The sequence below is a fragment of the Turicimonas muris genome (assembly GCF_002221595.1).
In the GTDB taxonomy this organism is placed as follows: Bacteria; Pseudomonadota; Gammaproteobacteria; order Burkholderiales; family Burkholderiaceae_F; genus Turicimonas; species Turicimonas muris.
Window position 1 is genome coordinate 143,185 of record NZ_NHMP01000001.1, and the last position, 20,810, is coordinate 163,994.

Here is a 20,810-nt window from a genome sequence, read left to right on the forward strand (position 1 = left end):
TTAAATTACCTTCATGTCTATTGACGCAAACAATTTCCCGTTTAGTATCAGTGCTTGGGTTGTAGTCGTGTTATTAGGCAATGATTCACCACCTTGAATTTTCCTTACTTTTTGATTTTCCCCAAGGGCTTCAAACATTGCCATAGTCAATGGCGAACGTTTAGGAAAAGAACCGGCCGGGCAACCGCCTTGCTTTATCGTTTCTCTAATATCTGCTTTAACTATCTCTCCTAACGTGGTAAATGCCTTAGTAACGTCTTGGGTTTGTATTAATTGAGCTTTAAACAGTTCCGCCCATTCTCTATTTTTTTGTGCGAACGTAGCACGCATAAAAGGCCGGGGTGGATTGCTTAAAGTTGAAAACTTATAGTTAGTTCCTAACTGTGCATTAAGCCAAGCATTTTGCTTAGGTGTTACTCGTTGAACCCAGCCATACTCGAGATACATCCCATAAGTGGCAACCTCTGGATCCCTTATTCCAACAAGTAACTTTTTACTCGCATTAGCTTTAATGTTTTCTAGTAACTTACCTGTTAGGTTATTAGATAGGACTCGAATAGCCATGATAAAATTTGCTTAGTGTTTTTCTTAAGGCTTCATTTAAAACCGTTCGGAACTATTCAGTTCGGGCGGTTTTCTTTTATCTAAAAATCGTTATCCCCACGGGTGAAAATTACCTCCACCGTAAAATCTTCCTCCAACTCTGTATCTTGCGGTCATAGTCCAAAACATAGCACCACACTTAGTTTGCGCCCACCAGTCACCAACAAAGGTATTAGCTTTTAGCAGGTCAAAAGAAGTACTTACTGATCCTTGAGTAGCACTAGTAACTCTTCCGGGCTGACCTTCCGGTCGTTGGTCTAAAGTTAGCAAGTGGCAGGTAGCAAGATAAAGCAGCCGTTCACGCAAAAAGATTTTATTTTCGGGGTCGTAAGGTGCAAAACTATCAGCGTCAGTATTGCCTACAAACTCAACGGCTAAATCAAAGTAATACTGCAAGTATTCATCCGAAAATTTAACTTCATCCGAATAAGCCGGATAAATTTCTCTAAATTTGTCGGGGTCAAAAATAACTACTGCCATAGTGCACCATAAAAAAGGAATTTTTTTAAACTTCTTGAGTTACCTCTGCTACTCCCACTGATTCAGGATCCACAGGATGTAAGCCGTTATCGAGTTCTTCTAACTCTCCCTGAGATTGACGAGATTTATATTCGTCCTCGCTCTTCATTTCCATTAAGCACGGCAAAGAGCCGTTAACTCCTTTAAAGACTCTCTCTTGCCCGTGCATACGCAGAATATTGAGCCAATCATCTTTATTAATTACCACGGCAACACTGTTGCCTCGGCCTAACAAAATTCCTTCTTTAGCTCCCTTTAAATGGTCATTTAAGCCGGGGAAAATTACAGTTTTTGTTCCACCGTTTGCGGTTGGTACATCATCAAATTTCAATCCGTGAGGCAAAGAGCAAGCGATTACAACGGTTTCACCAGATGTAGCCGAGTTCTTAGCTTTCTTGTTTTCCTCAAAAGAAGTTGCAATAACCTTTGCGGTTTGTACTGTCTGTTTTGTTGTTTGTTTTCTTGGCATTTTTAATGTTTCTGTATCGTAATAATTGAAAAGAGCACTAGGAATACGATTCCTGTGCTCTCTTTGTTTTGGGTAAAAAAAATCCCCTTAAAGGGGGTTAGTTAGATACCTACCATAGTCGCAATCATGGAGGGGCGTTTAATTACTGTTCCCCACGTGCCACCGAATACTTTCTGTTCGTAGTGAGAAAGTTGCGGAATGACTCGACCCATGAAGTATTTTTCAGAGTAGCAAGTATTACCGGTTTCGGTGCCCATTGCCTCGGGTACGACCATAAAGAGCATTTCACCTGCTGCGGTTGAGAGTTCAGGGAGCTGAATAACCTCTAACAGTGGAAAAGCTTTTTTTAACATAGCAATGGCAGAGAGACCGAATGAGTTCGGAGTAGAGAGGTAAGAACTCATTGTATTGCTGATAGCTAAAACGATACGGCCGTTTTGATCGGCGTGGCCGCCGTTGTTAGAGGCAATCTGTGCCCAGAGCTTGTTAATATCGTTAAAAATGATGTTGGCGCCCTTTTCCGGATCGGATGTGATTTTGTCTGCCCAAGTAGATTTACTGTTAATTGAAATCGGAGCGATGGAAGTCGGCAGGTTAGGATCGTTTAACATCCCGTAAATTTTCTTGCCGTCTACACCGTACAGCGCAAATTTATTATGCGCCATGCCGATAATATAAGCAGCTGCCCTTTGTTTAGAGGAAACTAAATTTAGTTTAGCCTTGGCTGCAATTCCGGCCTCCAAGTCACCGTATTTAATAACAGTTTGGAATAGGAAATTTTCACGTACCGGATATTCGTAATTTACATCAGTAGAGACGTTTCCGGTAAAGTCGCTATAGGGGGTAACTTTACCTGCGTATTCTTCTACTGTAAATGTCATGAATTTGTCGTAACGGTCTCCCTGCTTTTCGTCGGACATCACCTTAGAAGCGTTGAGAGCACCGAAAAGAATAGGCACAACCTGAGGATCAATATAGATTGTAAAAACGGAGGGGACGCCTACACTGACAGAAGTTTGAAGTGCTGCGTCTCGTGCGAGGCGTTTTTCAGTTTGTTCGTAGTCAACAACTATGGATCCGCTGTCTTCGGTGTAGGACATGAAGCCCTGAACATTAACACCGCCAATACCTTTAAGTTTGGCTTTTTCGAAATCATTCATTTATTTATTCTCCAAAAAAATTTTCTTAGGCAGATTTAGCCGGAATTGCATTTACACCGTGATTAGAAATCACGATCAGATCGCCCTTTGCGCCTGCTGTTTTAACAACCCAACCGGTATCATTGGCGGATCCGGCAGTTCCGAACGTAACGGCACCTGTTGCCGGATCGCATAGAACGGATTGATCTACTGTTGCTGTGGCCGGAGCCTCGATGTAGTAATCACCACGGATAGCAATTGTTAACTCGGCACCCTGTGGATAAACGTCAGTATCGATACCATCTAATCCAACAGTTGCACTAAAGGTGCGTTCTACTAAACCAATAGCAACCGCTCCGGCAGAGGCCTTAACAGAAGCAAGCGGGAAGGTTACAGCTGTAGCGTTGGTGGTGTTAGCCTTAGCAAAAGCGAAGCAACCGCATTTAACTGTACCGTCACTAACGTAGTTTTCTGGTGTGTAAACCGCCTGTCCGAACGCAACCTGCTGTCCTGGAATACCGTTAGACGGATAAAGATTTACTTTATTTTGAAGCATTGTTTAATCTCCATTAAAAAAATTGATTAGCTATGTACTTTGTCGAGAATTGAACCTAAAGCGGAAGGTTTGGACGGAGCGGAATCCTTAGCAAAAGAGGATTTAGAACTTCCTGCATTACGACCCTTCATGTAAGCGAAGTAAGCAGATCTAGCGTCACGAGCGGAAACACCTTTAACGCCCAACTTGTTCAAGGCGGCAACGTAAACCGCTCCGGCGGAGTCGTAAGCACCAAGGCGAATGTTCCCGAGAACTGGTTTAACGTCATCAATAGCTTTCATTTCTGCATACATTGCTTTCTTGAGAACTTTCATAGAATCGGAAGCGGTAACTTCTTTTTTCTCTTCCTCTTCGTCTTTAGCCTCAAGTTCTTCATCGGAATCTTCTGCTTGATCTTTATCACCGTAATTCAAACCAGCTTTAAATGCGTTCTGAACTTCCTCCGGGGCTTCGTCTAAACCGCAAGCCTTTAATGCGTCTTGGGTTAGCTTATCTTCCATGCCTTCTCTTTCATGGTCTGCGTCAACGCCTTTCGGGTCTTGTTTTTCGACTTTTTCACCGTAACGGGTGCCAGCCTCAAACCCCGCTTTAAATGCCGGGTCTTTCATCTTTTCATCAAGTTCTTTGTCATCGTCTTTGACTTCTTCGTCCATATTTACTTCCTCTTCTTCATCATTAGCGGGTTGTGCTTCGTCTTTAACTTTTTCGTCTGAGTCTCCGGTTGCTTTTGGATAGGCGAGGTCGGTTAAAGTTGTTTTGAGTTGTTCGGCTTCGTCATCGCTTAAGCCTTTAGCCTTTAAAGACTCAATGATTTTCTCGATCTTGGCGTTCTTATCTTCATCCTGCACGTCTGTAACTTCTCCGTCTGGAGTAGTTTTGTGCAGGTCGATAATTGCTTGAGCGAGGGTCACTTCTGCCTTTTCTGTGGCATCGTTTTTTGTTTCTTCGTCCATTTTCAAAAGTTCCTGTTTTGAATCACGAACCTTAACTTCCGGGCCAGCCCGCCCAGTTTCAACTAACGCCAAATGGTTCGCTCGAATTTGACGCTGTACATAATCGTATTTTTCCCCCGCTTCGGTAACGCCCGGGGTAAAGTCCGCAACTAGAAAAAGCGGTATTTGCCTTATTTGATGAAGATTCGATAAAAAAATCTATAGATAATCAAATTAAAGAAAAATCGAAGATTATCTCTTTAGCAGAATATTACACAAATGATTACAGAACTCGATTACATAAAGACCTACAACAAAATTTACAAATTGTTGGGCGTATAGATTTTGACAAATCCGAGCTTGAAGTTATCCCTGAATATGATCCCAATGACTGGAATCCTTACCCGAAGGTTCTGCCACCGGAGGGAAAAAGTTATTTAGTCCAAGTTTTCGATAGCAACATAGAAAAAAATAAATTGTAGGTCCTTGAATGGTCGGTTTCCAATCAATGGTGGTGTTGTTTGGTTGACAAAGATGACGGATTCAATTTTGTCGCATTCCGTGAACTGCCAGAACTTTACAAACCGGAGGCGCAAGAATTAATGAACAAGACAAAAAGCGATTAAAAGAACTTATGCCGGATTCTCCGTTTGATCATGAATGGAAAGAGGGAGACATCCTTCTTGTAAAGTACGATGACGAAGAAGGATATAAGTGTAGTTTCACATTAAATTATCTCAATGATAACTTTGTTTTTGCTTACAAAACTAAATATACCCAAGAGCAAATAGAAAAGTGCTTATTTGATTACTATTCTCGATACAAAAATGTTGAATGGAAGCAATTTCATGCAGAGAAAGAAATAAAACTTGAATTTACTCCAGAGTTTTTGTCGGAATTTGACTTTTTAGAACGTAAGTTCAATTTGAATAGAGCTGTTTTATTAGGGCTAATCGAAGACGCTTTAGATTCAGGATATTTACACGATTTTAGATTAGACTTGACAGACGGTGTCTATAAAGTTGCCGGTATTAAATGTTCGCAGATTTTAAGTAGAAGTAGCAGCTTAGATTTAGTCCTAGATTTCACGTCCCTTCACGAATCAGATTGTACTAACTGGAATGAATATTTTTCTTGGAGGTTGAAAAAATATGAACGTACTATCCCCAAATAGGGGATTTTTTTATGGGTGAAATAATGCAGTACAGATTTAAAAATCCAGAGCTTGAAAAAGTTGTATTTGCTTTGTTTGATAAAGATTCGGCAATGGCAACTATCGCCGAACAAATGCAAGATCGAGCAATAAATATCGTTTTAGAAAACGCTCGATATACCACCTCCGGTACAGACCTTAATAAAAACATTTTTTATATAGAAAACCTAAGCGGTGCTATCGCTTTTCCTAAAGAAGAGATTGAAGAATACGAAGATTAAAAAACAATTTAAAGGATCAAATTAATCACGGCCTCCGAAAGTTTGGGGGCTTTTTTTATGGAGTAAAAACATGAGTCAGCAAAATAATTTTGTAGTTACATTTTCTAGCTTGAGACGAGGTGCGGCAGCTATTGAAGCCTCGGAAAAATTAAAAGACGTGGTTAAAGCAGTTCAAGAAACCGGAAAGTCTGGAAAAATCGTTATCGAATTGACGATTAAACCTAATGCGATGAACAACGGCGAAGTTGAAGCCGTTAAGTTGCAAGACAAAATCACCGCTAAACCTCCGGTCATTGCTGGTGAATCCGTGTTGTTTGTTAACTCTCAATGTGAGCTTGTAGCGAACAATTTTAACCAAAGTACTTTATTCCCTGAAATTGAAAAACGCCCCCCGTTGTGTGAGGTGGTAGACGAGGACGGCGAAATAATCCACCACGAAAACTAAGAGAACTAAGAGAATTTTTTTATTAACTTTTCACTGATATAGGAGACTACTCAATGAGTGAAGAACAAAAGAAACAAGATGATGTTTTAGAACCTGAAACAGAAAACGAAAACGAAACCGAATCCGAAAATGAAGAAGAGGTTGAATACTGGAAAGATAGAGCAGATAAGTTTGAGCAGTTTTACTCAGGTTATATGCAAAATCAAGAGTATCAACAAAAGATTAAAGGTATAAAAGCTATTACTAAAGCTACTGCACCGTTTAAAGTTGACATTGAAGGTGTACCGCTTTTAGCCGTTCCGGTAAGCAATAACAATAATTGGGAAATTAGAGACTTCTCTAAATTATTAGATAGACCTAAACGAATTACCGGAATAACAGAATTTAACGAACCGGAATCATTCTGTTCTTTCGTTAAAGACTATCTAACTAAAGACTCAAGTTTGTACATGAAAGCCGATCTAGACAAACTAACATTTAAGGTTTTGGCGGTTTTCAATGACAACAAGAGAGAGACTTCAAACTGGTGTGACCAGAGAGCGTATTACGTCCCTTGCTTCTCTCCAGAATGGAAAGAGTGGAACCAAAATAACGCCACTAAATTAAACCAAGTTGAAATGGCTGAATTTATCGAGAATCACATTGAAGATATTTACAGCGATAGAGACAAAGGAGTTAGTGCTGCCGAAGTTTATGAAGCGGTATCAAATCTTCACGATTGCCGGAACGTAACATTTAGTTCTCGTGTAAATGTTTCTAATGGTATGGCTTCATTTGCATACACTGAAAAAACCGGAGGCGAGAAGAAGTTAGAAGTTCCTACCGAGTTCCTTATTGCCATTCCGATTTTTGCCAGCGGTCAATTACATTCAATCCGAGTAAAGCTCAGATACCGCATAAATCGCAACACTGGTGAATTGACTCTTTGGTTCGAATTAATGCAAATCCAAAAAGTATTTAAGCGGGCTATTGATACTGTTGCAGATAGTATTAAGAAGGAACTAAAAGGACAGTTGCCGATTTACACGGGCGCATTACCTGATTAACAACTAACATTTTACAGGGGCTGAAATACGCCCTTTTTCTTTGTTTAAAGAGCTTTATTACATGGCTAAATCTAAGAAACCAAGGAAAAAATATAAGCAGCGATACTTAGCGAATCCGCTAAGAAATTATTTCCCGCAACATGAACTTGATTCAATTCTCGAGTTTGTTGACAATCTGGAATTACAGCACGAAATCGGACTACCAAAAGGTTATTGTCAGCAAGATTTTTTTGACAAAATGGCAAGTCTAGTGAATTGGGGGCTGGTGGTTAGATATAACCGGGCTGATTTATTAGATGACGAATCAGTAAGAACGATTCACGAAGCGCAGAATGGCGCAGTTCTGGCGTTATCTCAACTAAAGAAGAGACAATTACAGTTAAAGAAAGAAAACCTTGTAACGACCGGAGAAGAGCTTAAGGCTATTAGAACTTACGCAGATTTAATCTTTCCCTTCTTACGAGAATGCGTTACAAATACTCCAGAGCGAACATTTAGAGAACTGGTTATAGCTCAACATTTGACCGATACAGCGAACACTTTTAAAAAAGATGAATTAGCTTGTAAGGCACCTATTGACACTATTAAAAACCTCTTAAAAGAAACCAATGAAGCCAAATTATTAAATGGTCAGGTTCGTAAGTTGTCCCTTACGTTAACGAGGTAACACTATGAATCTGAAAGACGGATATGAACTTCACTATGATTCACCGCTTGATCATGACGATTTCATGAATGGAGACAGGATAGTAGTTATCTTTTGTGAAACTTACGAAAGATATGGTTATCTGTTTGAATATTGTATTAATGATTTTTACATGGTTGATTATCCGGTTTGTAGATTGTCTTATATGCTGGAGAAGGGCTGGCCGATGATTGAATGGTTGAGAGTAGAAAATGGGTTCAAATAAAATATTCCGACTTACCCGGACAGACGATCCAACAATAGCCAAAGACCTAAAAAACGGCGACATGATTTTGGCTTGTATGATTTACAAACCAACACGCCGGAAACATATATTAATTTTTTCTAAAGAAGGTGGCGGGTTGCTTGGAGTGCCAATTTATTCAGAGCTGGAAATAGCTAACTGCTGCATGGATGATCTAGAAGATTGGTATGACATGAAACTCGAATCTTGGGAAAAAATCAAGGTTTTTAGTTCTCCAAAAAAGGAGAAAAAATGACAAGTTTAGTAATAGAGATTCCGATACGTAACGACTCACCACTAGCGCATAGTTGGACAACAGGCGACAAGATTCTTGTCGTCTTTTCTTTGGGTAAAGGTTACGAAATATGCACTTATACCTATTCAAAAAAGAGCTTTAAAAACGACAAAAAATCATTTACGCAACTTGAAAAACAAGGGGCGTTAATTTTAGGGTGGGTAAGAATTGATGTGTGAAAGATTAAATGAAACAACTAGCTTGTTGCTTACTCATAAAGACGAAGTTTCATATTACAAGTGGCATACAGGCGATAAGATTTTAGTTTTGTATTTTGATGATCTTGGTCAAGAACACTTAGAAGTTTTCGAATATTTCAACTATGAATTTTCAAATGGAAAAAGCAATTTCCAAGAATTGGATGATGAATGTTGTGTTATCGCTTGGGAAAAAATCGAGGCCGAAGCAGAGCCAGAGAAGATAGATTTTAGAATTTTGTTTAATTATTTAGGTTCGTCATCGTTAGCACTTAAATATATTGACTCACAAGGAAGAGACGGTTGTTATTGCGGGGACATCCCACTTCCAACAAATGAAAATTGTTTAGTAGTTTCTTCTGACGGTACAGTAATCGAATACAACCCAAAGAGCAAAGACAAAAAAATTACTCTTGTTCAAGCCGGAGAAGATCTTGTTGAATTAAAAAAATATCGAGAGGATGACCCGGTTTTAATGTGTGAATCGGCGGCTTTTAATAATGTTATAGATAAGGTTTTTGTTATTTCTGGAATCGAAGAGATGGAAGCCGTATATGAATTTATCGAACATAAAGGTTGGCAAAAAATCTTGCGTTCTTATATGCCTCCGATGAAATACGAATGGCCTATAAGAATTTTCATGAATTCCGAAGGCAAGAGGATAACCGGAAGGAATATTAAATGAATTGTTCTAACACGTCTCTTTACTTATTCGATACATTTTTTAAGTTCAGGATATTTCTTGAAATTTCTTTTTTTATAGCGATAATCATCTCTTTAACCTGCTTTTTAGCTTTGTATTTAGTTAATGAAGAAAATGCAGAAAAACCTAACAAAGTCGGTATTTATTCTTTTTTCTACTCGTTGGGCGCATTAGTTTTAATCGTCATTCTTCCTAGCAAAGCGATGATTGAGCACGTTTTAAATTGCGGGTGCTAAGGAGGTTTTGCGATGAAAATAGCTTTATTACTGTTTTGTTGTTTGTTGTTATTAGTTGTTCTAGTTCTTGTTTATATAACAATGGGGCTTTGTTCTGATACTCAACAACTTTACAAAGATCGAGGAATGATTTTGGACAAAATCAATTCTCTGGAAAGAAAGATCAACTCGTTGGAAAGAGATATGAAAGATCTTGATGAAGCCTTTGATCGTCTTTGTTCTTCATATGTCAGACTTGAGAGCAGAATATATAGAACAGGAGAAAAACCAAAAAGTCCTAAAAGTTTTAAAACTGGTCTAGTAGTTAGTTCCATACCAAGAAAACAACCAAATCAAGAAGTTATTAGAAAAAATCTAATAGCTAATCCCAGATAGATAGAGCAGTAAAAACAAGTCTTTACTTTTTCCGATAGATTGGCCTATACTAAAAAGGGATGTGGAAATCCCTTCAAATTTAGTACAGGTGCAGTAGATTAACCGCACCATGCGGTTTTTTTATTGCTATCGACTCCTTTAATGTCGAGGCTTGCGGGCACGCTTAGGCGTGGCCGTGTCCCTGTACTCACGGATTTCCACCCCGCAAGTACTCGGCACCATCACCGTGGAAAGTGACAACCGAGATTTTTAAATCTTTGTACAGGAGTTCGATATGAAAACTTCCTCTAAAACTGCTACCTTATCAGCAGATCGCACCGCTATATCTCTACTCGGAATTTCTAAGCAAGAACTTAGAAACCTAAAAGAAACAGATCATCAAACTTTTGTTGAGTTGCGTACTTTCTTACTCGAATCTCAACTTGAAGCGAAACGCATTGAGGGTCTTACAAGACTTGCGATTAAGCGTCTTAACTCGCTCTAAGAGGAAAGTTTATGAATAAAATTAATCAAACGATTGCAAGAAAGCCAATAATCGAACTTGTCAATCGTCAGGCCGTTACATCTTCCTTTGAAGTTGCTAGATATTTCGGAAAACGCCATGATCACGTCATCCGAGATATCGATAATTTAATAAGCAAAGTCCCAGATTTTGCAAAACCCAATTTTGGGGTTTGCTACAGAATCAATGAGTTACAGAACGGAAAGCCACAAAAGTATTACAACATGACAAAAGATGGATTTACTCTTTTGGCTATGGGGTTCTCTGGTGAAAAAGCTCTTAAATTTAAAATTTCTTATATCAACGCTTTCAAGGAAAAAGAGCGCCAGATAGCACAAATAAAAACTAGTGCTCTGGCAGAGTACATGCAACAAGTTAAAGAGTTGGCAGAAGAGAAAGCATTAGGAAGTTTGGCAGGAAAACATTTAAGAATATGGAGAGATAAAAAAACAATGCTGGAATCTAAGCTAGAAATAAAGCGATCGGAGATTGAACCTCTGCTTCCTTTTTTTGAAAACTAGTAAGTTCTGCTGAACCTAATTTTTTGCAGGGCGGAGTCCAAATAGATTTTTAGTCTTGGCTCCGCCTTAATTGTTTTTAGTGATTAACCAAAACAGAGGAAATGAAAATGATTAACAAAAATGAAAATAGATTGTTTTCTATTGAAGAAGCCGCTTCTTTACTTGAGATAGACAAGGAAAAACTTATTTCATATATGAAACAAATGGGATACTTAGATGAACATAACGCTCCGACCGAAAAAGCAATTGAACTAGGATTGATGATCCATTCTGATTAAACCATGACGAACCAACCAAGGCACCAATAAAACGGTGCCTTTTTAATTTTTATGCCTGGTTCTCAAGCCAACTATATAATGTATAGTTTTACAAATTAGTAAATATATGCTAATATGTAAAACATGGTGATAGTGCCATAGTTCTTTAAAAAGTAAGGAAAAATAATGAAAACATCTGAATTTATCAGATGGCTTAAATCCAGGGGAGTTTTAGTAGAAAACGGAACTCGTCATTTTTTATTGGTATATCAAGGTAAGAGACAAACTCTACCAAGACATCTATCTAAGGAAATTAACGAGAAGATTCGAAAAAACATAATCAGAGATTTAGGTCTTTAATGAAATCCCCTCCATGTGAGGGGTTAAATTTCCTTACATAATTGAAGAATAAAACAACACAAAGGATTAAATTATGTGCAACTTTAATTTTGCTTGCCACTTTGTAAAAGTTGAGGACGGAACGGAAATAATTAAATGTCGTGATATCCCCGAACTTCTATCGTGGCCAGCAGATGGAGAAACAAAAGAGGATTGGGCACGTTATGCAGTTCAAGACTGTATCTCTTTTATGATGAAGGACGGTATTAAGGTTCCTTATGCAACACCAGCAAAAAAAGGTGAGTTTGTTGTAGAACTTACACCAACAGAGGAGGCAAAAATTCTTCTCCATAATGAAATGGTGGACGCCAACATTGGGAGATCGTCTTTAGCAGAAAAAACGGGCTTCTCTTTGTCAGAAATAACACGTTTGTTAAATCTGAAACATAGAACAAAAATCGATACTCTCGAACAGGCATTAAAATCTCTTGGGAAACGTTTTAACTTAACAGTACAATCTCTTTAAATAAATCTTTTCTTTTTACTTGTTTTAAAGAACTGTTTGACCTGATGACCGACCTAGTTATCAGGTCTTTTTTTATGTTTATCGAATCGACATATCTAAAAAATGTGTCGATGTTTCTTAAAAATTCAATCATGAACCGCTCCTGGCGGTTTTTCTTTATGAGGAAAAAATGAAATTTGAATATTGGACTATTGCGGTTATTTTTACAGCATTCGGATTGATTCTTTATTCACATATCAACGAAACAATTAGAAACCGCCAACATTACGAGATTGAAATAAAACAAGTTAATGCACTATCAGAAGCAAATTCAAAAGTCTGCGAGCTAAATAAAGAGTTAGCCAAGGCTCACGAGCAATTTAGAGAAGCCTTAGCGAAACTGGAAGAGCAGAACAAGATAATCAGGCAACAAAATGAGACTTTTCGGAAACAAAACAAACAGTTAAAAGATACATATAACGAATTAGTCAACTCTTGGAACCATCTACAAAATGAAAAAGTGAACAAATGAGATTCGATGAAATAATGTTTTTAACGCTGGTTTTCGCTTTGTTGATAGCCAGCGTTTTTGTTTTTGTGAGTGCATAAAAAAAATGGCAGTACTAAGAAAACAAGGAATCACATAAATGGAAGAAATCAATACGGCAAATCAAAGATTGCGAACTGTCTCAGCTGACTTTGAACAAATTATTGGAGAGTATCGCATTAACGCTAGCTATTCGCTGTACTTCAACGAAATTACAGCTGATTACTGTGTAAGCCACAATGTAATGTATTGCAAAAAAGAAGACTTTTACATAGAGGGGACTTACGCATATCCATTCGATCTTCTCTGGCATTCAACCTATTTTATCGATGATGACTCTTTACCAGCTGACCTTAAAGAGCAGGCTCAAAAAGACATAGAGGCAGCTTACAGAGAGTTAACAATGAGTCAGGAAGAAAAAGCGGAAAGAGCAGAAAGAAACAGACAGAGAACAAGAGAAATATTGGCCAAAAGAAAAATGAACAAAAATGACACAGAAAAATCTTAAACAAGAAATTTTTCGATTAGCCAGTGCGAATGTTGCACCTCGGGAAATTGAACAAACATTAGACCTCCCTCCCTACCAAATCCATGTATGTTTTCACCATGATCTAATGCGAGGGTACTTGAAGGCTAACCAAACAGGGTTAATGAACACGCTCGGGAACAAATCGGAAAAAACTAAAGAATTAGAAAAGAAACGTAAAAAATTACTTGCTATTAAACGAGAAAAAGAGCGTGAACGATCTCGGAAATACCGAGCGAAGCACTTAGAGAAGATAAGAGAAATGCAGAGGAAATATAAACAAAGAAAAGCAGCAGAGAAAAGAGAAGAAAACCAAAAAATTAAAGTTACCGGAGCAAAAAATGAATAGAGAGTTAGAAACGAAATTAAAAACTATTGCAGACCATTACGGCCTTGGTATTCAAATGACAAAACTAGCCGAAGAATGCGGAGAATATGCGGCAAGTTCATTAAAGACAGCAGTCTATATTGATATGAAAAACAACGGTCATCCGGCTGAATATTGTTATGAAAAAATAGATAAATCGCAGGATGAAAGTTTGAAAGAAATGGCGGACGTATTAGTGCTTACAAAACAAATTGAATATTTGCTTGTAAAAGAAGCACCAGAGTTAAAAGAAACAATTGAACGTTTAATGACCGAAAAAGTTAACCGTCAGCTGAAGCGGATTGAAAAGGAGAAAAATTATGAGCACTGATATTGTCAATCATCCGGCGCATTACGAAAGTCAAGCTATCGTAATTCAGCCGATTGATCTCTACGAAAAACTGCCTTTTTGCCTGGGCAATGCTCTTAAGTACGTCTTCAGAGCCGGGCATAAGGATGGCTCAAGCGAACTTGAAGACTTAAAGAAAGCACTTTGGTATCTTGAAAGAAATCAAAGAAGTCCTGGAGCTGTTAGCATTGAAGAAGATAATGAGGACGACTTTTATAAACTAGCTTCTTGCCTTCAATTTTCTAAGTCTGAGATACTTCGTATTTCTTATCGATTCTCAAGCAATTACTTCACGTTTTGGGGTTATCTACAAGACAATGTTCGCCATCGGATCGTAAAACTGGAGAGAGAGAAATGTTAGCCAAATTTATCCCGTTTAAGGAGGCGGCCGTACTTCTCGGGGTCTCCTACAGAACCTTAGAAAACTGGGTGAACGGCGGTTACTTTGAAGTCAAGAAAGACGGCACCAAAGTTTGGCGAACATATGAAGAGAATAACTTCAATTGCCCGTTGCAAAAAAGAGGAACCAGAAAAGGTTTCCTCCAGCCCGATCTTGCTCGCTATATCGCCGGTCAAAAAGCCTCTTAGTCACTGACTCTCGAGAAACAATATTCAGCCCAAGCGGTCATCATCTCTCTTCTTCTTTTGAAGTGTTCGTTTCTCTCATACGCACCGTTATAGATATCTTTAACTTTGTGGTGCAGGCACAATTCAGCAATACGAGAGTCGAACCTTTTATCATTTCCTAACGAGTCGTCCTGACTCCACGTCCTAAAAGTAGCCCTTGCCACGCCGTGCAAAGTTGGCCTTACTTCTTTTCCTAACTTGGCAGACTGAGCTGTATCGATCCACTTATTCCCGGATCTACAGCTCACTGCTATCAATCTAGAAACTATTGAGTCGCTGAGAGGTTTACCTTTGTCGTTTGAGAAAAGATAACCTTCGGCGTTCTCCGGTTTCCACGTCTTTATCCAGTCCACAACACAATCCGCAAGCGGAACAATCAATGTCCCGTTGCCGGACATTTTTAATTGCTCCGGCGGGATTATCCATTCCTTTTCTTCTAAATTAATTTGCTCCCACCGAGCATATCTTGCTGTCTCCGATCTAGTTGCCGTCAATACCGCAAACAGAAAACATTTACCGGAAACCATATATTCAAAATCTTTCTTTATTGAAGCAAAGAATTCGGGCAACTCCGCAACAGATATCGCACCTCTGTTTTTCGTAACATGTCTTTGCTGAGGCAGCAGATATTTCAATACTCCGTTTCTGTCTGCTGGGTTGTCCTGCGTGCAATATCTCTTAGCTTTTGACCAGTCGAAAACTTGCCGGATGAACCGGAGGCACCGTTCTACAGTTGCAGGCTTGTCCCAAATTGGCTTAGCTATTTCTGCAATATCTTCAGCTGTTAATTCTTGAATCAGCTTATCTCCGATAACCGGCAAGATATGGTTTCTCATTCTTCCTTCAAATACTTTGTGAGCTTTATCCAGCTCCTGCCAGTTGCCAACTTCAATATTCCAGTCAATAAATTTCTGCTGCGCCTGACGGAAAGTCAGTGAAGAATTTTTGTCTTTTTCTTCGATAGCTTTTTTGTTTTTTTTGGTTTCAATGTACGCAATAAATTCTTTCGGGGGAAGGGCATACAGTCCTGAGGCAACGGATCTTGCTTGCGCTAAATTTACTTTTCGAAAAGAACCGAGACCTAATTCGTAATCTTTATTGTCTACCGCTCTTCTAAAAAACCACGATTTACTTCCCCCGGTTCGAATTTTCAAAAACAAACCGCTTGTTATTGGGTCCGAGTATTTACCTTGGTCGGCTAATGCTTCCAGTGACTTCTGCGTAAACTTTATTTTTTTTGCCCCCAACTTTGCCCCCGACTTGGTTTTACATAATTTTCGTTAATTTGCGTTGATTTTCGTAATGGGTAAAATAATCGCACAACTCGGAACCCTTGTAAACACGGGATTTTTTGCTGTGATTTTCGTTGACTTTCGTTGATTTTCGTAAGGAGGGGAAAGTTGAATTTGGTGGCCCGAGCCGGACTTGAACCGGCACAGCTAAATCGCCGAGGGATTTTAAGTCCCTTGTGTCTACCAATTTCACCATCGGGCCACTCAACAGAAGTCGAATTTTATCCTATTTTTGGATTCTTTGCCAAGTCTTTTTGCGTAAATTTCTTAAATCTGCAGTAATTATGCGGGTGGGGGAAAGTCCTAGCTTTGTAATTAGATTTTGTTGTTAAGATTAAAAGATTGGTTCTTAAATAGTCCTAATATAAAAGCTGAACCAAAATCTTTTCAGAGCTAGGTTCACTTCCTTTACCGGTGCAAACCAATCATCAATCCTAGGAGGTCAAATAATGGAATCTTTAGTTGCCAATGCTCAGGCAATTAATCGTCTCCTGGCCCGTTACGGAGTGAAGTTCGGTATTTATAAAAATAATGAATTTATCGAACAATTATTTCCCTTCGATCCGGTCCCAAGAGTAATTTCAGCGGAGGAATTTGAAATCCTCGAACAAGGCTTGAAGCAGCGTGTAAACGCTCTAAATGCTTTTCTAAAAGATATCTACACTGATAAAAAAATTATCAAAGACGGTGTAGTCCCGGACAATTTCGTTTTCTCTTCAAGCGGTTTTCTGCCTGAATGCGATAATTTCGTTCCCCCAGCCGGCGTATTCTCTCATATTTCGGGTATCGACCTCGTTCAGGCCGACAGCGGAGAATGGTTTATTCTTGAAGACAATCTTCGCATCCCTTCCGGCGCTTCCTACCCTTTAATTGCGAGGAAGCTCTCACGCAGAGCTAGCCCGGAAACCTTTAAACATAATAAGGTGGACAACAACGCCGACTACGGCAGACTCTTGGCTCACAGCATGCAAAGCGTCAATCCGGGCGGTCTGAATGTCATTCTTACACCGGGCCGGTATAACTCAGCTTTCTTTGAGCACAGCTACTTGGCCGAGGTGACAGGTTTTCCTCTGGTTATGCCGAATGATTTGTTCGTGGAGGAAAATAAGCTTTATATCCGTACCCAGCAGGGCGGAAAAGCATTAGTCGGTGCTATTTACCGCCGTATTTCCGATGAATACCTCGATCCACTGACATTCAATCCTGAATCTTTGATTGGTGTTCCGGGAATCATGAGCGCATATCTTGCAGGCAATCTTGCGATTGTCAACGCACCGGGCAACGGCGTGGCTGACGATAAGGGAACATATTACTTTGTCCCTAAAATGATTGAATACTATCTGAACGAAAAGCCGATCCTGCATAATGCGCCGACATATCTTCCAATGTATAGGGAAGACATGGAATACTGCTTGGATAATATTCATAAACTGGTTATCAAAGATGTTGCTGAAGCAGGCGGATATGGCGTTCTCTTCGGAAAAGATATGGATGAAGCGACGCTCGCAGAGTGGCGTCAAAAAATCCAAGACGAACCGAGAAGGTTCATCCTCCAGGAAGTGATTAACTTTATTGATCTTCCTGTTCTTGACGGTGAAACCACCGTTCCAAGAAAAGCTGACTTAAGAGCCTATGTGGTTTCTTCAGCAGATAAAACAGATGTTTGGCACTGCGGTCTGACAAGATTCTCTCGAGTGCCGGATTCTTTCGTAGTTAACTCTTCTCAAGGCGGAGGCTTTAAAGACACATGGGTTATGTCTCGGTAGAACAAGGTGATCATTTATTCTGGCTCGGACGTTATGTCGAAAGAGTCTGCTTGACCTTACATTATCTCGAAGAGCTCTATGACGTCTTATTAGATTCAGACAGCTCTGCTTATAAGCAATTTTGTGATAGGTTAAATATCCCGAACGTGTATGCGGATGAAATGGATTTTATTACCCACTATCAGTGGGATAAAAATAATCCGGATTCTTTGTACAGCAATCTCTCCAGAGCGTACGACAACGGTTTAGTTCTGAGAAATATCATCTCAACGCCTGCTCTTTCCTATATCCAGATGTCCTTGGACTTAATGGAAGAAGGGGGAAAAACGGGCGCCTACGCTTTATTAAACCAGCAGGTTGTTGATTATTTGCTGGCCTTTTGGGGTATCCTCGACGAAAAAGTCGGAACCAAGCACAAACGCAGCTTGATTAAAGCCGGAAGATATTTAGAAAGGCTTGATATGCAGCTGCGTCTCGGAGCCGATTGGGAAGAGTTAGAAATAACTTTGGGTAAACTGATCCGCCGTTTGGAAGGATCGGGAATTAATATTAACAAAGACAAGCTTGAGGCCTTAACCTACCTGATTGAATCGCAGAAAGGTGATGACATTTCCCGTCTTCAAGCACTGAGCTTAATTGGAGAACTTGTAGAACCTTAAACGAGGATTTTTAATGAAGAAATTTCTTTATTCTTTAAAAACAGACTTGAGGTTTGAAGAGCCCGTCAATAACCATACGTTTTTGCTGCGGGCTTCTCCTTTGGCAGTTCCTTCACAAGAGCCGATGCGAGTCAGCCTTTCTTGTTCGCCTGCGTGCGGACTAGGCATCTATAAAGACGCTTTCGGTAATTTAGTCCATCAAGGTTACTTGGAACGGGGACATGACTCCTTCACTTTTTGTTCGACCGGTGAGGTTCTGATTGATGTTTCAAAGAAAGACTATTCGGAACCTGCTCCTTATTATTTATTTCATACTCCGCTCACTCGGTTGGAGGGAGTTCTTGCCGAGTACTTCTTGGAGTTTAGGACAACAGGTTCGGCTGATAAGGTGACGGATTATTGGGTTTCAAGAATTTCCTGCGACTTCAGGTATCAGAAAGGAGTTACCTCAACTTCAACTACGGCTTCAGAGGCATGGAAAATTGGTGAGGGAGTCTGTCAAGACTATTCACATATTTTGCTTAGTGTTTTGCGTGCTCAGGGCGTTCCATGCCGGTATGTCGCAGGTTTGCTGCAAGGAGAGGGCGCAACCCACGCTTGGGTTGAGTATTTTAACGGTCAGTATTGGGTGGGTGTGGATCCTACGCACAACGCAATTTGCAACGAACGTTATATGAAGATTTCCCAGGGAATTGATTTTTCTTCTTGCTCTTTGGAGAAAGGAGTGTTCCTCGGCGGAGGAGCACAAGTCATGCTTACTAAGTCAGGATTGATCGAACTGTAAAAATGATAGAAGAAGTTTTGTCATTGAGTCTTCCGGTTGGAGAAAGACTGGTTATCAAGAAGAACAGACATTTTCCGAAAGGACTTAAGCCAAACAATGTTGAAGGGTTGAAAAGGCTCTGCGTCGTTTCCGGAATTCATGGAGATGAGCTGGAAGGTCAGTACATTTGCTACGAATTAAATCGCCGTTTGCAAGAGCACCCGGAATACCTCAATGGTATTGTGGACGTATATCCGGCCTTAAATCCAATGGGTGTCGATACTTTGCAGCGCGGAGTTCCCTTCTTTGATTTGGATATGAACCGAATCTTTCCGGGCAATGCTAATGGGGCTGTCGAAGAATGGGTTGCTAGCGAACTTATCAAGGAATTCAGCACATCTGATTTTGCAATTGATATTCACGCGAGCAATCTTTTCCTTCGCGAAATCCCGCAGGTTCGCGTCAATATTAATTCAGCCGAAGATTTGGTTGAGTACGCAGAAATGCTTGATGTGGATTTTGTTTGGATTCATCAAGCCTCTACGGTTCTTGAATCGACCTTGGCATACAGCTTAAATTCAATCGGCGTCAAAACCCTTGTCGTCGAAGCAGGTGTGGGAATGAGGATTACTGTCGGTTACTGCGAAAGATTAGTCAACGGAATTTTGAATCTGCTTAAAAATGAAGGAATGTGGACCGGCCCTGTGGATCCGGTCCGTAAGTCGATCGTTTCTGCTGACCGCTCCGTATCCTTCATTAATGCGGAGACTTCCGGCGTTTTTGTTCCTGCGACACGTCATAGTTCTCAGGTGGTCGCAGGCGAAATTATCGGTCGCATTCTTGACCCGTTTGAAGGGAAGGTTAAAGAAGAGTGCGTCTCCGCTGTAAAAGGGCTTTTATTTACTCTGAGAGAATATCCGATTGTTAATGAAGGCTCGCTTATCGCCAGAATTCTGGAGGAACAAAAATGAGAGAAGAAATTCTGTTTCGAATGAATTCTACTTATCGCGAGCCTTTTGAAATTAAGTCCTACCATTTCGGAGGAACCGGGAAAACTGTTTGTGTGATCGGAAATTTGCGCGGTAATGAAATTCAGCAGATGTATACCGCCGCGGCATTGGTTAAAAGGCTGAAAAGAATTGAAGAGCAGGGATTTTTCAGAAGAAATTACGGTGTAACCGTCGTCCCGACAGCAAATACTTATTCCGTCAACATCGGAAAGAGATTTTGGGCGATGGACAATTCTGACATCAACAGAATGTTTCCCGGATACAATCGAGGCGAGACAACTCAACGAATCGCTGCCGGTTTATTCGAAAAAATTCAAGGGTATAAATACGGTATTCATCTGTCTTCCTGCTACATCTCAGGTGATTACGTTACTCATCTGCGCATTGTCAAGACGCCCTATCAGGAGGCCGGAGAAGCGCAGCTCTTCGGGCTGCCGTTTATCGTCTTTAGAAAACCTATTCCTTTCGATACAACGACTCTTAACTTTAACTGGCAGGTTTGGGATACCAAAACTTTTTCATTAATTTCCCGCTACACAGATAAAGTCAACGTCAAAGACTCTGAGCTTGAAGTTGCATCCATTCTGCGCTTTTTATCAAGAATGGGCATCATTGATTATAGTATCTATGGCGGTTTTGAATCCACGATTTTCTACGAAGAGGAATTAAAAACCGTGCGCGCCGAAGCTCCCGGCATCTTTTTGCCGAAGGTAGATGTGTTCGATGAAGTCTTAGACGGTCAGGAGCTTGCACAAATTACAGATGCTCAGACCGGGGAGGTTTTGAGTTCAGTTAAAGCCGAGGAAGACGGCATTCTCTTCTACCGCAAATCTGAACCGCTCGTGATGGAGCATGAAGAAATCTTTATGATTGTGCCTAAACTTCATCGTTGAGATTTTTGA

At 40.0% G+C, this 20,810-nt stretch carries 32 protein-coding genes, 1 tRNA gene and 1 pseudogene; 25 read left to right on the top strand and 9 right to left on the bottom strand.

All coding sequences use genetic code 11. The annotated features are described in order from the left end of the window. The 7 genes and pseudogenes from ADH67_RS00750 to ADH67_RS13695 form a co-directional block, all read right to left on the bottom strand. A complete protein-coding gene (locus ADH67_RS00750; protein WP_066590739.1) occupies positions 1 to 564 on the bottom strand; it encodes a hypothetical protein in 564 nt (187 codons plus the stop codon). 90 nt (positions 565 to 654) lie between these two features. Next, the gene (locus tag ADH67_RS00755; RefSeq protein ID WP_066590740.1) at positions 655 to 1,083 is read right to left on the bottom strand and encodes a DUF4054 domain-containing protein; all 429 of its coding nucleotides are present in this window, start codon (positions 1,081 to 1,083) and stop codon (positions 655 to 657) included. A 25-nt stretch (positions 1,084 to 1,108) separates the two neighbouring features. After that, positions 1,109 to 1,591 (bottom strand): hypothetical protein, encoded by a 483-nt coding sequence (locus ADH67_RS00760; protein ID WP_066590741.1) that lies wholly within the window; start codon positions 1,589 to 1,591, stop codon positions 1,109 to 1,111. Between the two features lie 101 nt (positions 1,592 to 1,692). After that, a complete protein-coding gene (locus ADH67_RS00765) occupies positions 1,693 to 2,751 on the bottom strand; it encodes a major capsid family protein (protein ID WP_066590742.1) in 1,059 nt (352 codons plus the stop codon). A gap of 25 nt (positions 2,752 to 2,776) precedes the next feature. After that, complete coding sequence (locus ADH67_RS00770) at positions 2,777 to 3,286, bottom strand: structural cement protein Gp24 (protein ID WP_066590743.1); 510 nt, start codon at positions 3,284 to 3,286, stop codon at positions 2,777 to 2,779. A 26-nt stretch (positions 3,287 to 3,312) separates the two neighbouring features. Next, the gene (locus ADH67_RS00775) at positions 3,313 to 4,239 is read right to left on the bottom strand and encodes a hypothetical protein (protein WP_066590745.1); all 927 of its coding nucleotides are present in this window, start codon (positions 4,237 to 4,239) and stop codon (positions 3,313 to 3,315) included. A gap of 30 nt (positions 4,240 to 4,269) precedes the next feature. Beyond that, positions 4,270 to 4,437 (bottom strand): annotated as a pseudogene (locus ADH67_RS13695) (DUF2213 domain-containing protein); the annotation flags it as partial. Positions 4,438 to 4,852: 415 nt separating this feature from the next. Between ADH67_RS13695 and ADH67_RS00780 the strand changes: the two are divergent. From ADH67_RS00780 to ADH67_RS00880, 20 genes are all read left to right on the top strand, one after another. Further along, on the top strand, positions 4,853 to 5,392 hold the full coding sequence (locus tag ADH67_RS00780) for a hypothetical protein (protein WP_066590747.1): 540 nt from the start codon (positions 4,853 to 4,855) through the stop codon (positions 5,390 to 5,392). 11 nt (positions 5,393 to 5,403) lie between these two features. Next, the gene (locus tag ADH67_RS00785) at positions 5,404 to 5,652 is read left to right on the top strand and encodes a hypothetical protein (protein ID WP_066590749.1); all 249 of its coding nucleotides are present in this window, start codon (positions 5,404 to 5,406) and stop codon (positions 5,650 to 5,652) included. Between the two features lie 70 nt (positions 5,653 to 5,722). Then, positions 5,723 to 6,097, top strand: coding sequence for a hypothetical protein (locus tag ADH67_RS00790; RefSeq protein WP_066590751.1), 375 nt, complete (start codon positions 5,723 to 5,725; stop codon positions 6,095 to 6,097). Positions 6,098 to 6,150: 53 nt separating this feature from the next. After that, the gene (locus ADH67_RS00795) at positions 6,151 to 7,143 is read left to right on the top strand and encodes a DUF2303 family protein (RefSeq protein WP_066590753.1); all 993 of its coding nucleotides are present in this window, start codon (positions 6,151 to 6,153) and stop codon (positions 7,141 to 7,143) included. A 61-nt stretch (positions 7,144 to 7,204) separates the two neighbouring features. Beyond that, a complete protein-coding gene (locus tag ADH67_RS00800; RefSeq protein WP_066590755.1) occupies positions 7,205 to 7,810 on the top strand; it encodes a hypothetical protein in 606 nt (201 codons plus the stop codon). A gap of 4 nt (positions 7,811 to 7,814) precedes the next feature. Then, the gene (locus tag ADH67_RS00805; protein ID WP_066590757.1) at positions 7,815 to 8,054 is read left to right on the top strand and encodes a hypothetical protein; all 240 of its coding nucleotides are present in this window, start codon (positions 7,815 to 7,817) and stop codon (positions 8,052 to 8,054) included. Then, positions 8,041 to 8,328: a hypothetical protein gene (locus ADH67_RS00810; RefSeq protein ID WP_066590759.1), complete on the top strand. Its 288-nt coding sequence runs from the start codon at positions 8,041 to 8,043 to the stop codon at positions 8,326 to 8,328. Before ADH67_RS00805 ends, ADH67_RS00810 begins: the two co-directional genes overlap by 14 nt. Continuing rightward, positions 8,325 to 8,546, top strand: coding sequence for a hypothetical protein (locus tag ADH67_RS00815; protein WP_066590761.1), 222 nt, complete (start codon positions 8,325 to 8,327; stop codon positions 8,544 to 8,546). The genes ADH67_RS00810 and ADH67_RS00815 overlap by 4 nt, the downstream gene beginning before the upstream one ends. After that, positions 8,539 to 9,249: a hypothetical protein gene (locus ADH67_RS00820; protein ID WP_066590762.1), complete on the top strand. Its 711-nt coding sequence runs from the start codon at positions 8,539 to 8,541 to the stop codon at positions 9,247 to 9,249. The genes ADH67_RS00815 and ADH67_RS00820 overlap by 8 nt, the downstream gene beginning before the upstream one ends. A gap of 266 nt (positions 9,250 to 9,515) precedes the next feature. Further along, positions 9,516 to 9,878 carry a hypothetical protein gene (locus ADH67_RS00830; protein WP_066590765.1) on the top strand — a complete coding sequence of 121 codons (363 nt, stop codon included), beginning with the start codon at positions 9,516 to 9,518 and terminating at the stop codon, positions 9,876 to 9,878. A gap of 274 nt (positions 9,879 to 10,152) precedes the next feature. Next, positions 10,153 to 10,362 (top strand): hypothetical protein, encoded by a 210-nt coding sequence (locus tag ADH67_RS00835; RefSeq protein WP_066590766.1) that lies wholly within the window; start codon positions 10,153 to 10,155, stop codon positions 10,360 to 10,362. An 11-nt stretch (positions 10,363 to 10,373) separates the two neighbouring features. Next, a complete protein-coding gene (locus tag ADH67_RS00840; RefSeq protein WP_066590767.1) occupies positions 10,374 to 10,901 on the top strand; it encodes a Rha family transcriptional regulator in 528 nt (175 codons plus the stop codon). A gap of 107 nt (positions 10,902 to 11,008) precedes the next feature. Then, complete coding sequence (locus tag ADH67_RS13220; RefSeq protein WP_157108084.1) at positions 11,009 to 11,179, top strand: hypothetical protein; 171 nt, start codon at positions 11,009 to 11,011, stop codon at positions 11,177 to 11,179. 412 nt (positions 11,180 to 11,591) lie between these two features. Continuing rightward, positions 11,592 to 12,023, top strand: coding sequence for a hypothetical protein (locus tag ADH67_RS00850; protein ID WP_066590771.1), 432 nt, complete (start codon positions 11,592 to 11,594; stop codon positions 12,021 to 12,023). A gap of 169 nt (positions 12,024 to 12,192) precedes the next feature. Further along, positions 12,193 to 12,534, top strand: coding sequence for a hypothetical protein (locus ADH67_RS00855; protein WP_066590773.1), 342 nt, complete (start codon positions 12,193 to 12,195; stop codon positions 12,532 to 12,534). Between the two features lie 115 nt (positions 12,535 to 12,649). Next, a complete protein-coding gene (locus tag ADH67_RS00860; protein ID WP_066590775.1) occupies positions 12,650 to 13,057 on the top strand; it encodes a hypothetical protein in 408 nt (135 codons plus the stop codon). Beyond that, complete coding sequence (locus ADH67_RS00865) at positions 13,038 to 13,424, top strand: hypothetical protein (protein WP_066590777.1); 387 nt, start codon at positions 13,038 to 13,040, stop codon at positions 13,422 to 13,424. Before ADH67_RS00860 ends, ADH67_RS00865 begins: the two co-directional genes overlap by 20 nt. Further along, positions 13,417 to 13,773 carry a nucleoside triphosphate pyrophosphohydrolase family protein gene (locus ADH67_RS00870; protein ID WP_066590779.1) on the top strand — a complete coding sequence of 119 codons (357 nt, stop codon included), beginning with the start codon at positions 13,417 to 13,419 and terminating at the stop codon, positions 13,771 to 13,773. The genes ADH67_RS00865 and ADH67_RS00870 overlap by 8 nt, the downstream gene beginning before the upstream one ends. Further along, positions 13,763 to 14,152: a DUF3310 domain-containing protein gene (locus tag ADH67_RS00875; protein ID WP_066590781.1), complete on the top strand. Its 390-nt coding sequence runs from the start codon at positions 13,763 to 13,765 to the stop codon at positions 14,150 to 14,152. Before ADH67_RS00870 ends, ADH67_RS00875 begins: the two co-directional genes overlap by 11 nt. Beyond that, positions 14,146 to 14,379: a MerR family transcriptional regulator gene (locus ADH67_RS00880; RefSeq protein WP_066590783.1), complete on the top strand. Its 234-nt coding sequence runs from the start codon at positions 14,146 to 14,148 to the stop codon at positions 14,377 to 14,379. The genes ADH67_RS00875 and ADH67_RS00880 overlap by 7 nt, the downstream gene beginning before the upstream one ends. Here the strand turns inward: ADH67_RS00880 and ADH67_RS00885 are convergent. Together ADH67_RS00885 and ADH67_RS00890 are read right to left on the bottom strand one after the other, a co-directional pair. Beyond that, positions 14,376 to 15,665 carry a tyrosine-type recombinase/integrase gene (locus ADH67_RS00885; RefSeq protein WP_066590785.1) on the bottom strand — a complete coding sequence of 430 codons (1,290 nt, stop codon included), beginning with the start codon at positions 15,663 to 15,665 and terminating at the stop codon, positions 14,376 to 14,378. The genes ADH67_RS00880 and ADH67_RS00885 overlap by 4 nt on opposite strands. 160 nt (positions 15,666 to 15,825) lie before the next feature. Further along, a tRNA-Leu gene (locus ADH67_RS00890) sits at positions 15,826 to 15,912 on the bottom strand. Positions 15,913 to 16,159: 247 nt separating this feature from the next. Between ADH67_RS00890 and ADH67_RS00895 the strand changes: the two genes are divergently transcribed. The 5 genes from ADH67_RS00895 to ADH67_RS00915 are packed head-to-tail and all read left to right on the top strand — an operon-like array spanning position 16,160 to position 20,801. Further along, positions 16,160 to 17,476 carry a circularly permuted type 2 ATP-grasp protein gene (locus ADH67_RS00895; RefSeq protein WP_066590788.1) on the top strand — a complete coding sequence of 439 codons (1,317 nt, stop codon included), beginning with the start codon at positions 16,160 to 16,162 and terminating at the stop codon, positions 17,474 to 17,476. Continuing rightward, positions 17,458 to 18,135, top strand: a complete 678-nt coding sequence (locus ADH67_RS00900) for an alpha-E domain-containing protein (protein ID WP_066590790.1) — start codon at positions 17,458 to 17,460, stop codon at positions 18,133 to 18,135. Before ADH67_RS00895 ends, ADH67_RS00900 begins: the two co-directional genes overlap by 19 nt. Before the next feature lie 13 nt (positions 18,136 to 18,148). Beyond that, positions 18,149 to 18,919, top strand: coding sequence for a transglutaminase family protein (locus tag ADH67_RS00905; RefSeq protein WP_066590792.1), 771 nt, complete (start codon positions 18,149 to 18,151; stop codon positions 18,917 to 18,919). 2 nt (positions 18,920 to 18,921) lie between these two features. Continuing rightward, positions 18,922 to 19,869: a M14 family metallopeptidase gene (locus ADH67_RS00910; RefSeq protein ID WP_066590794.1), complete on the top strand. Its 948-nt coding sequence runs from the start codon at positions 18,922 to 18,924 to the stop codon at positions 19,867 to 19,869. Beyond that, complete coding sequence (locus tag ADH67_RS00915; protein WP_066590795.1) at positions 19,866 to 20,801, top strand: M14 family metallopeptidase; 936 nt, start codon at positions 19,866 to 19,868, stop codon at positions 20,799 to 20,801. Before ADH67_RS00910 ends, ADH67_RS00915 begins: the two co-directional genes overlap by 4 nt. Positions 20,802 to 20,810 lie beyond the last annotated feature (9 nt).